Here is a 13,746-nt window from a genome sequence, read left to right on the forward strand (position 1 = left end):
CGCCGCCGAGTACGGCGAGCAGTACGACCTGGCTCATCTGGTGACCGGCCCCTGCCGCACTGCCGTGAGTACGAGTTGTTGCGCGCATCAGGGGCGCGCAGGGCGCAAAGGGGGGCGCGCGGTTGTTTTCGGGGTGAAAGCGGGCTGATAGCGGTGTCCCGGGCGATACCGTCCGTATCGGCGCCCCAGTTTTTCTGGAGTGCCCCCTTCCAAGGACTTTGTTCCGGTCCCCGCTCCTCGGGGCCCGGCCCGATGCCCGACGGACCGTCCACCGGGTCACTGGGCGGTTAGTGGAAGGGGGCGTCCATGGGACGTCACCGCAAGCCCACCCGCTGGGACCGGATCCGTCTTCGGACGGTGCAGTGCCGGAGGAGGTGGATCTTGCGGATTTTCGGATGGTGAGCGGCCACCCCTATGAAAGCTAGGGGTGGACACCCGTGATCCATCAGGAGCCTGTCGTAGCGACCAACTGCGGCGGGCTCCACCTGCTACGTACGCTACCGGTGGGTTGTGCCGTATGCCACCGGCTGCCGTGTCCCGCCCGTCTCGCGCGCCCCCTTCACAACCGGTGCGCCGCCCCCGTGGGGGTGGCTCCCCGTGTGTCGAGCAGGAGCTGGGCCTTCACCGAGAGGCCCTGGAGGTCGTACGTGCGGTGCTGCTGGAGCAGGATCGTGAGGTCCGCGTCGGCCGCCGCATCGTAGAGGGAGTCCGCGCGCGGGACAGGCCGGTCGAGGACGCTCCAGGCGGGGACGTACGGGTCGTGGTAGCTGACCGACGCGCCCAGCTCCATCAGCCCCAGGGCGATCTCCCGGGCGGGCGTGTGCTGCCGGTCGGCGAGGTCGGGCTTGTAGGTGACGCCGAGCAGCAGCACGCGCGCGCCGCGGGCGGACTTGCCGTGTTCGTTGAGGAGCGCGGCGGCGCGCCGGACGACGTAGCGGGGCATCCGGTCGTTGACCTGCTGGGCGAGTTCCACCATGCGCAGTGAGCGGCCCGAGCGGCCGGTCAGGTTCTGCGGGACGGAGTGTCCGCCGACGCCGGGGCCGGGCCGGAACGCCTGGAAGCCGAACGGCTTGGTCTCCGCGCAGCGGATGACGTCCCACAGGTCGACGCCCAGGTCGTGGCAGAGGACGGCCATCTCGTTGACGAGGGCGATGTTGACATGCCGGTAATTGGTCTCCAGGAGCTGCACCGTCTCGGCCTCGCGCGGTCCGCGCGCGCGGACCACCTTGTCCGTGAGCCGCCCGTAGAAGGCCGCGGCCGACTCGGTGCAGGCCGGGGTGAGGCCGCCGATGACCTTCGGTGTGCCGGCGGGGGTGACGTCGCGGTTGCCGGGGTCCACGCGGCTGGGCGAGTGGGCCAGGTGGAAGTCGCGGCCCGCGCGCAGGCCCGAGCCCTGTTCCAGGAGCGGGCGCAGGAAGCCCTCCGTCGTGCCCGGCGGGACGGGTGACTCGAGGATCACCGTGGTGTGCGGGCGCAGCCGGGGCGCGAGGGTCCGGGCGGCCGATTCCACCTGGCTCAGATCGGGGCCGCCGTCCGTGCCGTCTCCGCCGCGCGGGACGGGTGCGCAGATCACCGCGGTGCGTACCCGGCCGAGCTCCGCGGGACTGTCGGCCGTACGGAATCCCGTGGCGAGCATCCGGCGCAGTGCGGCGGGACTGAGGGCGCAGGATTCCGGACCGGTCGGGTAACCGATGGTGGGGATGCCCGCGGCGACGGCGGCCTGGGCGAGGGGCAGGCCTAGCGGACCGAGTCCGATGACGGCGAGGTCTGCGGGCATGGCGTGGACCGTCCTTCCCATGAGCCGGAGCGGGGCGGGTGCGCAAGCCGGGCGGACCGGATGAGCGAGCGCAATGTAACACTAGGAGTAAATATGACCGTTATGCGGTATTGGCCGGTGGTGTTTCCGGGAGTGTTGTCCACAGGCCGGGAGGGAGTGGTGGCCGAAGTCGGGCAAGCCGGTCAGAATTCGGGCAGGGTGGGTACGAACCGGGCTTCGCCCCACAGCGCGCCCCACAGCGAGACCGACGTCATGACCGACGGCACGACCGACATCAGCGGGAGGCAGCGGTGAGGACAGCGACACTCGGCCCGGCGCAGCGCGCCGAGTCACTGGCAGGTATGGCCGAACGCGAACTGGACATCCTCGTGGTCGGCGGCGGCGTGGTCGGCGCGGGCACCGTGCTGGACGCCGTGACACGCGGCCTGTCCACGGGTCTCGTGGAGGCCAGGGACTGGGCTTCGGGCACCTCCAGCAGGTCCAGCAAGCTCATCCACGGCGGCCTGCGCTATCTGGAGATGCTCGACTTCGCCCTCGTGCGCGAGGCGCTCAAGGAACGCGGCCTGCTCCTTGAGCGCATCGCCCCGCACCTGGTCAAGCCGGTGCCGTTCCTCTACCCGCTCCAGCACAAGTGGTGGGAGCGCTGGTACGCCGGCACGGGCGTCGCGCTCTACGACGCGATGTCGATGGCCCGCGCCCACGGCCGCGGTCTGCCTCTGCACCGTCACCTGACCCGCAGCCAGGCCCTGCGTGTCGCCCCGGCCCTGCGCAAGGACGCCCTGGTCGGCGCGCTGCAGTACTACGACGCCCAGGTGGACGACGCCCGCCTCGTGACCGCGCTGGTGCGCACGGCGGTGTCCTACGGCGCGAAGGCCGCCAACCGCGCGCGGGTGACCGCGTTCCTGCGCGAGGGCGAGCGTGTCGTCGGCGCCCGGGTCAAGGACCTCGAGGCGGGCGGGGAGTACGAGGTCCGCGCCAAGCAGGTCGTCAACGCCACCGGGGTGTGGACCGACGACACCCAGGGGATGGTGGGCGAGCGGGGACAGTTCCACGTCCGCGCCTCCAAGGGCATCCACCTGGTCGTTCCCAAGGACCGTATCCACTCCACGACCGGGCTGATCCTGCGCACCGAGAAGTCCGTGCTGTTCGTCATCCCCTGGGGACGGCACTGGATCGTCGGGACCACCGACACCGACTGGGACCTCGACAAGGCCCACCCGGCGGCCTCCAGCGCCGACATCGACTACCTGCTGGAACGTGTCAACTCTGTGCTCGCGGTGCCGCTCTCGCGCGAGGACGTCCAGGGCGTGTACGCCGGACTGCGGCCGCTGCTCGCCGGGGAGTCCGACGCCACCAGCAAACTGTCGCGCGAACACACCGTGGCGCACCCGGCGCCCGGCCTGGTCGTCGTGGCGGGCGGCAAGTACACGACGTACCGGGTGATGGCCAAGGACGCGGTGGACGAGGCGGTGCACGGTCTGGACATGCGGGTCGCCGACTGTGTCACCGAGGAGGTCCCGCTGCTGGGCGCGGAGGGCTACCGGGCGATGTGGAACGCGCGGGCGCGGATCGCCGCGGACACCGGTATCCACGTCGCGCGGGTCGAACACCTGCTGAACCGCTACGGCTCGATGGCCGAGGAGGTGCTCGACCTCATCGCCGCCGACGCGTCGCTGGGCGAACCGCTGCGCGCGGCGGACGACTATCTGCGCGCCGAAGTGGTCTACGCCGCCTCCCATGAGGGCGCAGGGCATCTGGACGACGTGCTGACCCGGCGGACACGGATCTCGATCGAGACGTTCGACCGGGGTGCCCGCAGCGCCCGCGAGGCCGCCGAACTGATGGCGCCGGTGCTCGGCTGGGACAAGGGCCGGATCGAGCGTGAGGTCGAGCACTACGAGAAGCGGGTGGAGGCCGAGCGTGAGTCGCAGCGCCAGCCCGACGACCTGACGGCGGACGCGGCCCGGCTCGGGGCACCCGACATCGTGCCGCTGTGACGGACGGCGGCTGGACGGACCGACCGGACCGACCGGACCGACCGGGCCGGCCGGCCGATCCGCTGACGCACTGACGCACTGACTCGCCGCCCCGGCTGTGCGGGACCGTGGCCAACTGCCTTACCGGCGAAGGCTGCTGCCGCACCGTCGGGGCGGTCGGTTGTACGTCGGCGCCGAGCGCTGTGCGCCGTCCGCTCAGCGCCGGTCGCTGACCGCCCGCCGGTGAGCGGCCGCAGTCTCCCGGGATCACTCGAACGGATGACCAGATCCGGGATCTCTGTCCGGCACCCGCCCGTTCAACAGGTGTGCGGGCGGAGATCCGGCGGCGGGCAGGGCGCGGCCGGTGTGCGGGCGGGGCGAGCGGCCGGGTGCGGCGGAAAGGAGGGCGGTGCGATGCGAACGGCTCCACAGCGGTGACCGGGATGACCGGTAGTGTCCGAAGTCTTGCTTTTGGCGGCTTCCTTGACGGAGGCTCGTACCGCCGCCGGGCGTGACGGGTATCTCACAGGGTTCCCGCTCGTCAGAGGCCTTCCCGGGTGCTTCCGAGGGCCGGTGTGCGGCACCCTGGGCATCGGGCACTTGTCGGGTGAGAGACAATGGGTGCTCTGTCAGGGCGGGTTGCATGAGGGGACGCATGTCGGAGGCGGAGCGGGCGGGCACACCCCGTCGGGACGAGAGCGAACGTCTCCTCGCCGGGCGGTACCGGCTGGGAGCAGTGCTCGGCCGCGGCGGCATGGGCACCGTGTGGCGTGCCGAGGACGAGACCCTGGGCCGGACGGTCGCGGTCAAGGAGCTGCGGTTCCCGTCGAACATCGACGAGGACGAGAAACGACGCCTCATCACCCGCACCCTGCGCGAGGCGAAGGCGATCGCCCGGATCCGCAACAACAGCGCGGTGACCGTCTTCGACGTGGTCGACGAGGACGACCGGCCGTGGATCGTGATGGAGCTCATCGAGGGCAAGTCCCTCGCCGAGGTCATCCGGGAGGACGGACTCCTCAAGCCCGTCCGCGCGGCGGAGGTCGGCCTCGCCATCCTCGACGTGCTGCGCTCCGCGCACCTCGAGGGGATCCTGCACCGTGACGTGAAGCCGTCCAACGTGCTGATCGCATCGGAGGACGGCCGGGTCGTGCTCACCGACTTCGGCATCGCGCAGGTCGAGGGCGACCCGTCCATCACCTCGACCGGCATGCTCGTCGGCGCCCCCTCCTACATCTCCCCGGAGCGTGCCCGTGGGCACAAGCCGGGCCCGGCGGCCGACCTCTGGTCCCTCGGCGGGCTGCTGTACGCGGCGGTCGAAGGTGTGCCTCCGTACGACAAGGGGTCGGCGATTGCCACGCTGACCGCGGTGATGACCGAGCCGCTGGAGGAGCCCAGGAACGCGGGCCCGCTCCGGGACGTCATCTTCGGTCTGCTCACCAAGGACCCGGCGAAGCGGCTCGACGACGCCGGTGCGCGGGCCATGCTCACCAAGGTGCTCGACGACGCCGATCCGAAGGCCGAGCGCGAGCCGCTGGACGCCACGAAGCTGGTGCCGCTGCCGCCGCAGCCCGAGGGGCGCGCGGACAAGGGCGGCCCGGGTGGTTCCGGCGGCAAGCGCGGCGAGGAGGCGGCCGAGAAGCTGCGCGGTGCGCTGCGCTCGGTGCGCAAGGCCGCGGTGGCCGCCGGGAGCGCGGCCACCAAGGCGGGCGGCGGCGGTACGGCCGGTGGCAATGCGGCCGGTGGCGCCACCGGTACGGCGGCTTCGGGTGCCACCGGTGCCGGTGCGGTCCCAGGTGCGCGTCCGCCCGTGTCCGGTCCGGCGGCACCGGGTGCCCCGGCGCGTGGTGCGGCGGCTCGGAGTACCTCGGCAGCTGTTTCCGCGGCTGCCGGTTCCTCCGGCACGCGGGCCTCGGCGTCCCTGCCTTCGGCGTCAGGACCCTCCGCTTCCGGGCCCTCCGATTCGGGTCCCTCCGCATCACGGCTCTCCGGCTCCGGGCCCGCCGAGTCCCGGCCCACGGGGTCGCGGCCTGCGGTACCCGCTTCCGGGGCGGCCGGCGCGGGGACCGCTGCGGCGTCCGGTGCGGACCAGACCCGGGCGGGCGGGACGCAGGGAGCGAACGCGTCCGTCGGCGGGCGCAGTTCCGGCTGGCCGGTGATGGCTCCGCCGGAGGATCTCCCCGATCTGCCGCCGCGTCCGGCACGGACCGTCCCCAGGGCGCCGATCACCGATGTCGTGCCGCGGCGCACCCTGGTGATCGTGGCGGTCGTCGTGGTGCTGGCCGTGGTCGGCACGGTGCTGGCCATCACACTGAGCGGCGGCGGCAGCGGCACCAACGGCAAGACCGGCAGCGGGTCCAAGGCAGGCGTGAGCGCGAGTGCGAGCACGAGCGCGGGTTCCGGCGGCGGGTCGGCCACCAAGGAGGACAAGAGCGGCGACGGGACCGTCACGGACGGCAGCGCGTCGGGCTCCGGGACCGGGTCGGCGACCGCGCCGGGCGGTGGCGGGAGCGCGAGTGCGTCCGGTGGTTCCGGAAGCGGGAACTCGGGCTCCGGCGGTTCCGGGTCCGGTACCGGGGCCGCGGTGACGACGTACCGGTCGGCCCAGGGCTTCTCCATCGGGCTGCCGAGCGGCTGGAAGTACACGACGACGGACTCGGCGGGTGCCCGTTTCACCGGCCCCGAGGGCCAGAAGCTGCTCGTCGCCTGGACCAGCAAGCCCCAGAACGATCCGGTCGCCGACTGGCGGAACCAAGAGCGCTACATGACGCGTTCTCAGTACAGCAGGATCCGCATAGCAGCGGTGGACTACCGCGGCTGGAACGCCGCCGACTGGGAGTTCACCCATGTGGACGGCGGCGTCAAGTACCGCACCATCGACCGGGGTTTCGTCGTGAACGATCATCTCGGACATGCGCTGATGTACACGGCGAAAGCAGCAAACTGGGACAGCGCGCTGCGCAAGAACACCTGGAAGACGCTCACGACCACCTTCGAACCGAAGGCTTGAGGCGGGCGGCCCGTCACGGGCCGTGAGATCTCGCATCCCCGCTCTGCGAGTTGCCTCCGGCACGTATCGTGAGTGGTTGCGGACCGTACGCGTACAGAAATCCGTCCGGCGGGAATCCGTCCGTCGGACAGGTGTGCGCAACGGCCCGTGAGACAGACGGACATGGCTGAGCGGACATGACCGAGCGGACCGCATCGTGCGGATCCGACCGACCGGACGACCGGGGGAGGCAACGTGGACGATTATGCGGGTCGGGTACTCGCCGACCGCTACCGCCTGCCGCTGCCCCCCTCCGACGAGTACGAACTCACCGAGACCCGCGCCTTCGACACCTACAGCGGACAGGAAGTCCTGGTCCGGCAGGTGCCGTTGCCCGAGGTCGTCGAGGCCGAGGTGCTCGACGCCGACGGGCTGCCCGACGGCTTCACCGCCCGGGACCGCGGCACCCGGCGGCCCCCTGCGCGTACGGCCACCCGGCGCCCCGCCGACCCGGCGGTCCGGCGTGCCGTCGAGGCCGCCCAGGCCGCCGCCCGGATACCCGACCACCCACGGCTCGACCAGGTCTTCGACGTGTTCGCCGAGGGCGGCTCGCTGTGGATCGTCAGCGAAGTGGTGGCCGCGCGACCGCTGGCGGCCCTGCTCGCCGAGACCCCGCTGACCCCGTACCGGGCGGCCGAGGTCGCCTCCGACGTGCTCATGGCGCTGCGCGTGCTGCACGCGCACGGCTGGGTGCACCGGAACATCACCGCGCGCACGGTGCTGGTCTGCGACGACGGCCGGGTGATGCTCACCGGGCTCGCGGTCGGCGCGGCGGAAGAGGCGCTGTGCGGGTACGACCCGGTCCCCGCCCCGGAGGGCGACGAGGCTCCGGACGACGGCGGCACGGGCCCCATCACGACGGGTCCCGCCACCACGGCACACGCCGCCGCGGCGGGACACGCCCCGACGACGGCGCTCGGCCCAGGTGGCCCCGGTGCCTCCGCCGCGCCGGGCGCTCCCGGGCCGTCCGGGGACGGTGGGGACCCGGAGGCGGCCCGCCGGGCCGCCATCCAGGCGCGGGAGTCGCGGGGGCTGCCGTCGGCCGGTGCGGACACACCCGGTGCCGTGCCGGGCCCGGCGGCGATCGAACGCCGTGCCGTGGAGCCCGGCGGGGACGTCCGGGCCGCCCGGGCCGGGGCGATCGCCGCGTACCGGGCCGGTGCGCGCGCCGCGGCACGGATCCAGGAAGCCCAGCAGAACGGCCGCGCCGCCCTTCCCGGCGGCCCCGCGGCGGCGGCCGGGGGCGCCGGCGCGGACCGGCCCGGCGCCGAACCGTCGTACCGCACCGGGAACGGAACACACCACCAGCCCGCGCCCCCACCCGCGCCCCCGGGGCAGATAGCCGACCCCTACGGGGTGCGGGGCACGCCCAGGCCCGGAGCCGTACCCCCGCCCGCCGGTCCCGCCCAGGGGCGGACGGCGCTGCCCCCGGCGGGCAACGGCGCCGCCGACGGCAATCAGGCCCCGCTGCCGTCCACCCCGCCGGGCACCCGACCGCACCCGCACCCGTTCCCGTCCGCCGGAGCGCCCCCGCTCCAGCCGCACACCGGCGGTCCCACGGGTCTGACGCCCGCCGACCCCCACGGCACACCCCGGGCGAGAGGACAGGCCCCGGCGATCGGCGCCTCCGGCACCGTGGAGCAGGCCGCCCTCGGGCCGGGCCGCTGGGACGACCCGGCGGCCGGGACGCCCGCGCGACGCGGGCCGGCGACCGCCCTGGCCGCCGAGCGGGCACGGCAGGCGCGGATGACGGTGGTCGGCCCGGTGACCGAACGCTGGGCGCCGGAACAGGCCGGCCCCGTGCACGAGAACTGGCAGCTGGCCGCGCCCATCGGACCCGCGACCGACCTGTGGGCGCTGGGCGCGCTGCTCTTCCGGGCCGTACAGGGGCACGCGCCGTACCCGGAGGAGTCGACGGCCGAACTGGTGCAGCTGGTGTGCGCGGAACCGCCGGCGTACGCCGAGGAATGCGGCCCGCTGCGTCCGGTCGTCGAGTCGCTGCTGCGTCAGGACCCGACCGACCGGCTCGACTTCGAGGAGCTGCGGGGCTGGCTGCGCTCGCTGGTGCGGTCGGCGCCCGAGCCCGAGGCCGGTGCCCACGTCGTCGCCACACCGCCCACCGACCCCAGCCGGCTGCCCATCGTGCGGCGGCGCGGTGAACTGGTGCGCAGGCGCCGGGCCGGGCTGCCCGCGACCAGCGTGCACGGCCGGCACAAGCGGGCGCGCGAGGAGGACGATTCACCGCGCCGCCTCGGCCGCACCCTGCTTCTGCTGATCCTGCTCCTGCTGGCCGGCGCGGTGGCGTACGCGATGCTGTTCATGCCCAAGGCGGGCGAACAGGCCACGGGGCACGGCGACCGTACCGGCGCGGCCGGTGAGGCGAGCCCCGTACCGCAGAAGTCGGCCGGCGCGGGAGGCCAGGCGCCCGGCTCCTCCGGGAGTTCCGCCGGTACCTCGCAGGGCGACGGCGACAGCTCCTCCCAGCCGTCCGACTCCGCCTCCGCCCAGACCACCGACCCCGACGTCGCCGACGGGTTCACCCTGCGCAAGGATCCCGAGGGCTTCCAGGTCGCGGTGGCCAAGGGCTGGAGCCGTACACCGAAGAACAGCCGGGCCCAGGTGGTCTACACACACGGCGACTTCGAGCTGATCGTCGTACCGGGCCGGGACTCCGCGAGCAGCTACGGCAGCGACCCCATGACCTACCAGCGGGACAAGGAGCGCGAGCTGGCGCCCTACCGCGACTCCAGCTGGGCCACCGCCACCGGGCTGCGCACCATCCAGGTGGGCGGACGGACCATGGCGGAGGGACAGTTCACCTGGACCGACGACCAGGGACACGATCTGTTCGTACGCAACATCGCGATCCTGATCGACGGCCGCTACCACGTCCTCCAGGTCCGCGGTCCTGACGCGCAGCGCGACGAGGTGACGACGCTGTACGAGCAGGCGTCGGCCACGTACCGGTACACGGGGTGAGGGACCGCGGAACGGCATACGGACGCGGTCCGGGGAGCGGCCGGCGGGGTGGCGGACCGTGCGGGCGGCCCACGCGGTGAGGAGGCGGAAGCGGTCGGAGACGTCTCTCGCCGTACACCGGGTGACGGCCGTGGAGCAGCGCGCAGTTGGTCCCGGCGTTCCCTCGTGTCACCAGAAGCGACACGCGTCACAGTGCGGTCTCCGTGCCGCCCCGCCGGTTCCCTGAGAGCAGGGCGGTCCTTAGGCTGGCGGTGTCAAGACCATTGCGGGGAAACGTGAATCAGATGCAAGGCCTGCTCCTCGCGGGCCGCTACCGGCTCGCCGACTCCATCGGCAGCGGGGGCATGGGCCGTGTGTGGCGAGCCCACGACGAGGTGCTGCACCGGACGGTCGCCATCAAGGAGCTGACCGCCGCTCTCTATGTCTCGGAGAGCGAAAGGGACTTGCTGCTCGCCCGTACCCGGGCCGAGGCGCGCGCCGCCGCGCGCATCAACCACTCCGCCGTCGTCACCGTGCACGACGTGCTGGAGCACGACGGCCGCCCGTGGATCGTGATGGAGCTGGTCGAGGGCCGGTCGCTCGCCGACGCGGTCAAGGAGCGCGGCCGACTGGAGCCGCGCGAGGCCGCGCGCACAGGTCTGTGGGTGCTGCGCGCCCTGCGCGCCGCCCACAAGGCGGGGGTGCTGCACCGCGACGTCAAGCCCGGCAACGTTCTCCTGGGTGACGACGGCCGGGTCCTGCTCACCGACTTCGGCATAGCGCAGATCGAGGGCGACACCACCATCACCCGCACCGGTGAGGTCGTCGGATCGGTCGACTATCTGGCCCCCGAACGGGTCCGCGGCCATGACCCCGGACCGGCGTCCGACCTGTGGGCCCTGGGCGCCACCCTCTACACGGCGGTGGACGGCCGGTCGCCGTTCCGCCGCACCTCGCCGCTGTCCACCATGCAGGCGGTCGTCGAGGAGGAGGTCACCGAGCCGCAGTACGCGGACGCCCTCGGACCGGTCATCACCGCGCTGCTGCGCAAGGATCCGGCCGCCCGCCCGGACGCGGAGAAGGCCGAGCAGATGCTCGCCGACGCGGCGGAGGGCCGCCGGCCGAGCGAGGCGCAGGCCTATGTGCCGACGCAGCGCCACGACACCGGGTCCCCCACCGTCCGTACGGAGGCGGGCACGGCGGTCCACGGCGCGCATGCGACGCACGTGCACGGGGCGCACCCCATGGCGGCCGGGCCCGGATCCACGGTGGCCGGCCCACTGACCGGTGGACCGGCGTCCGGTGGACCGGGCGGTCCCGGTGCGACGATGGCGGGCGGCCCGCGCCCTCAGCAGCACGCCGCGCCACCGACCCCCCGGCGCCGCCGGCTGCGTGTCGTCGGGCTGGTCGTCGCGGTCGCCGTGCTGGCCGGCGGGGTGACGGCGGTGGTCCTGCAACAGGGGAACGACGGTGGTTCGGCGCACTCGAGCGGGACGCCGAAGAAGGACGACACGTCCGCCTCACCGACCGCGAGTCCGAGCCCGTCACCCTCGGACACCGGTGCGTCCAGCACGCTCCCGGCCGGATGGGTACGACGCGACGACCCGCGCGGCTTCAGCCTGGCCGTGCCGGGCTCGGACTGGACGCGGACGGTCTACGACGCGAACCAGGTCGACTACTCGCCCGACGGCGGCGAGCACTTCATCCGAATATCCGCCGACCCCGCGTCCGACTACAACGACCCCTACGCCCACCAGTCCGACCTGGAGCAGCAGCTCAAGCGCCTGGTGGACTACAAGCGCGTCACCCTCCAGGAGAACACCTACCGGGACCGGCCCGGTTCGGTGTGGGAGTACACCTGGACCGCGCTGGCGAAGGACACTCCCTTCCCCGGCCCGCGCCGCGCGACGGAGGAGACGTACTTCTCGCGTGACGGCGTGGAGTACGCGATCTACATCTCCTCCCCGGCCTCCGACTGGGCGACCACGAGCCGGCAGTTCCGGACGGTGCTGCAGAGCTGGAGCCCGCCCGAAGGCTGACACCCGGTCACCGGGGGCGGCCCGGGACGACGCGGCTCGGGCGACGGTCGCCGGGGAGGAGTCCGGGCGGCGGTCGCCGGTGCGGCCGAGGGGCCACGGCTTGGCCGGTCGCCTACCCGGAGCGCGGGGGTCCGCTGGGGCATGATGGGGCGTATGGGGACCGAGGGGGACACCGCCCGTGTCATCGCGGGGCGTTACCGGCTTCAGAAGCGGCTCGGGCGCGGCGGTATGGGCGTCGTATGGCGTGCGACCGACGAACTGCTCGGCAGACAGGTCGCGGTGAAGGAACTGCTCCAGGAACCGGTCCGGGAACCGGAGCAGGACACCGCCCTCTCCGCCGAGGAGGCCCGGCGGCAGCGTGACCGTACCCTGCGCGAGGCCAGCGCGGTGGCCCAGCTGCGCCATCCGCACATCATCGTGGTGCACGACGTGGTGGAACAGGACGAACGCCCGTACATCGTGATGGAGCTGATCGACGGCGGCTCCCTCGCCGACCGTGTCGCCGCGCACGGCCCGGTCGACGCGCGCGAGGCCGCGCGGATCGGCGTGGCGCTGCTCGGCGCCCTGCGCACCGCGCACGAGGCGGGTGTGCTGCACCGGGACATCAAACCGGCGAACGTTCTCGTCGAATCGGCCACCGGTCGTGTCGTCCTCACCGACTTCGGCATCGCCCAGGTGGCGGGCGCGACCACGCTCACCGAGACCGGGTCCTTCGTCGGCTCGCCCGAGTACACCGCGCCGGAGCGGATGTCCGGCGCCCGCACCGGCCCGGAGTCCGACCTGTGGTCGCTCGGCGCGCTGCTGTGCACCGCGCTCAGCGGTGAATCGCCCTTCCGGCGCGACTCGCTGGGCGGCATCCTGCACGCCGTCGTCGTCGACGAGATCCGCACGCCCGCGCAGGCCGAGCCGTTGCTGCCCGTCGTACGGGGCCTGCTGGAGCGCGATCCGGAACGGCGGCTGGGCGGGGCCGAGGCGGAACGGCTGCTGCGGTCGTACCTGGACACCGGCCGTACCCCGCACCCCCTGTCCTCGCCCTACAGCCCGACGGCCCTCGACACGCCCGCCCCGGCGTCCGCGCCCGGTCCGGTGCCCGCGCCTGCGCAGTCGCCGCCCCTCTCGGCTCCGCCCCCGTCCGGACCGGCCGCCGCCCCGCGCTACTCCACCCGGGGCGTTCTGGCGACCGCGTTGCTGGTCGCCGCGATGGCCGGGGCGGGGGTGTCGGCGGCGGCGCTGCTGACGCAGCAGGGCGGGAACGGCGGGGGCGGCGGGCCCGGCGGCAGCGGTACGCCGGTGCGCTCGTCGGCTTCGGTGTCGGTGTCGGTGTCGGTGTCGAGGCCGGGATCGGGCACGGGGTCGGGGTCCGGATCCGGGTCCGGGTCCGGGTCCGGGTCCGGGCAGGGCTCTTCGCAGGTCACCCCCGCCTCCACGGTGACGGTGGACCGTTCACCGGCCCCGGCGTCCCGTACGGCGCCGTCGGGATACCGGTCGGTCCGGGACCCTGGCGGCTTCTCGCTCGCCGTACCGGAGGGCTTCACCCGCAAGCCGCAGGGGGTGCGGACCTTCTACATGTCGCCGGGGGAGACGTTCCGCCTCGGCATCAAGATCGCGGCTCCGGAGGAGGGCGGTCCCGTGGCCGTGATGAACCGCGCCGACGCCGCAGGACCCGACACGAACCCCGGCTACCACGACGGCCGGGTCACCGCCGCCACGCACGACGGACACCCCGCCGCGCTCTGGGAGTTCAGCTGGGACGGCTTCAGCACCGCGGAGGGCCCGCGGCACACCTACGACCTGTGCTGGGAGGAGGCCGGGCGGCTCTACGACGTGTGGGTGTCGGCGCCGGTCGGCAAGGTGCGGGAGGCGCGGGAGTACTTCGACGTCGCGCTCGACACCTTCCGACGGACCTAGGCCCGAGAGAGCCCGGTGCCAGACGCTCGTCAGACGTTC

Annotated in this window: 6 protein-coding genes; 5 read left to right on the forward strand and 1 reads right to left on the reverse strand. The window is 73.4% G+C overall.

The window, feature by feature from the left end:
- Window positions 1–559: 559 nt before the first annotated feature.
- Window positions 560–1,777 carry a nucleotide sugar dehydrogenase gene (locus ABZ862_RS04080; RefSeq protein WP_360951832.1) on the reverse strand — a complete coding sequence of 406 codons (1,218 nt, stop codon included), beginning with the start codon at window positions 1,775–1,777 and terminating at the stop codon, window positions 560–562.
- A 290-nt stretch (window positions 1,778–2,067) separates the two neighbouring features.
- Here ABZ862_RS04080 and ABZ862_RS04085 point away from each other — a divergent pair, with 290 nt between their 5' ends.
- The 5 genes from ABZ862_RS04085 to ABZ862_RS04105 all read left to right on the forward strand — a co-directional run bounded on the left by ABZ862_RS04085 (window position 2,068) and on the right by ABZ862_RS04105 (window position 13,707).
- Window positions 2,068–3,774, forward strand: coding sequence for a glycerol-3-phosphate dehydrogenase/oxidase (locus tag ABZ862_RS04085; RefSeq protein ID WP_360951835.1), 1,707 nt, complete (start codon window positions 2,068–2,070; stop codon window positions 3,772–3,774).
- Between the two features lie 634 nt (window positions 3,775–4,408).
- A complete protein-coding gene (locus ABZ862_RS04090; RefSeq protein WP_360951838.1) occupies window positions 4,409–6,763 on the forward strand; it encodes a serine/threonine-protein kinase in 2,355 nt (784 codons plus the stop codon).
- Between the two features lie 234 nt (window positions 6,764–6,997).
- Window positions 6,998–9,781, forward strand: a complete 2,784-nt coding sequence (locus tag ABZ862_RS04095) for a protein kinase (protein WP_360951841.1) — start codon at window positions 6,998–7,000, stop codon at window positions 9,779–9,781.
- Between the two features lie 284 nt (window positions 9,782–10,065).
- Window positions 10,066–11,799: a serine/threonine-protein kinase gene (locus ABZ862_RS04100; protein WP_360951844.1), complete on the forward strand. Its 1,734-nt coding sequence runs from the start codon at window positions 10,066–10,068 to the stop codon at window positions 11,797–11,799.
- A gap of 153 nt (window positions 11,800–11,952) precedes the next feature.
- Complete coding sequence (locus tag ABZ862_RS04105) at window positions 11,953–13,707, forward strand: serine/threonine-protein kinase (RefSeq protein WP_360951848.1); 1,755 nt, start codon at window positions 11,953–11,955, stop codon at window positions 13,705–13,707.
- The last annotated feature ends 39 nt before the right edge of the window (window positions 13,708–13,746 follow it).

This window comes from Streptomyces sp. NPDC047000 (assembly GCF_040644295.1).
In the GTDB taxonomy this organism is placed as follows: Bacteria; Actinomycetota; Actinomycetes; order Streptomycetales; family Streptomycetaceae; genus Streptomyces.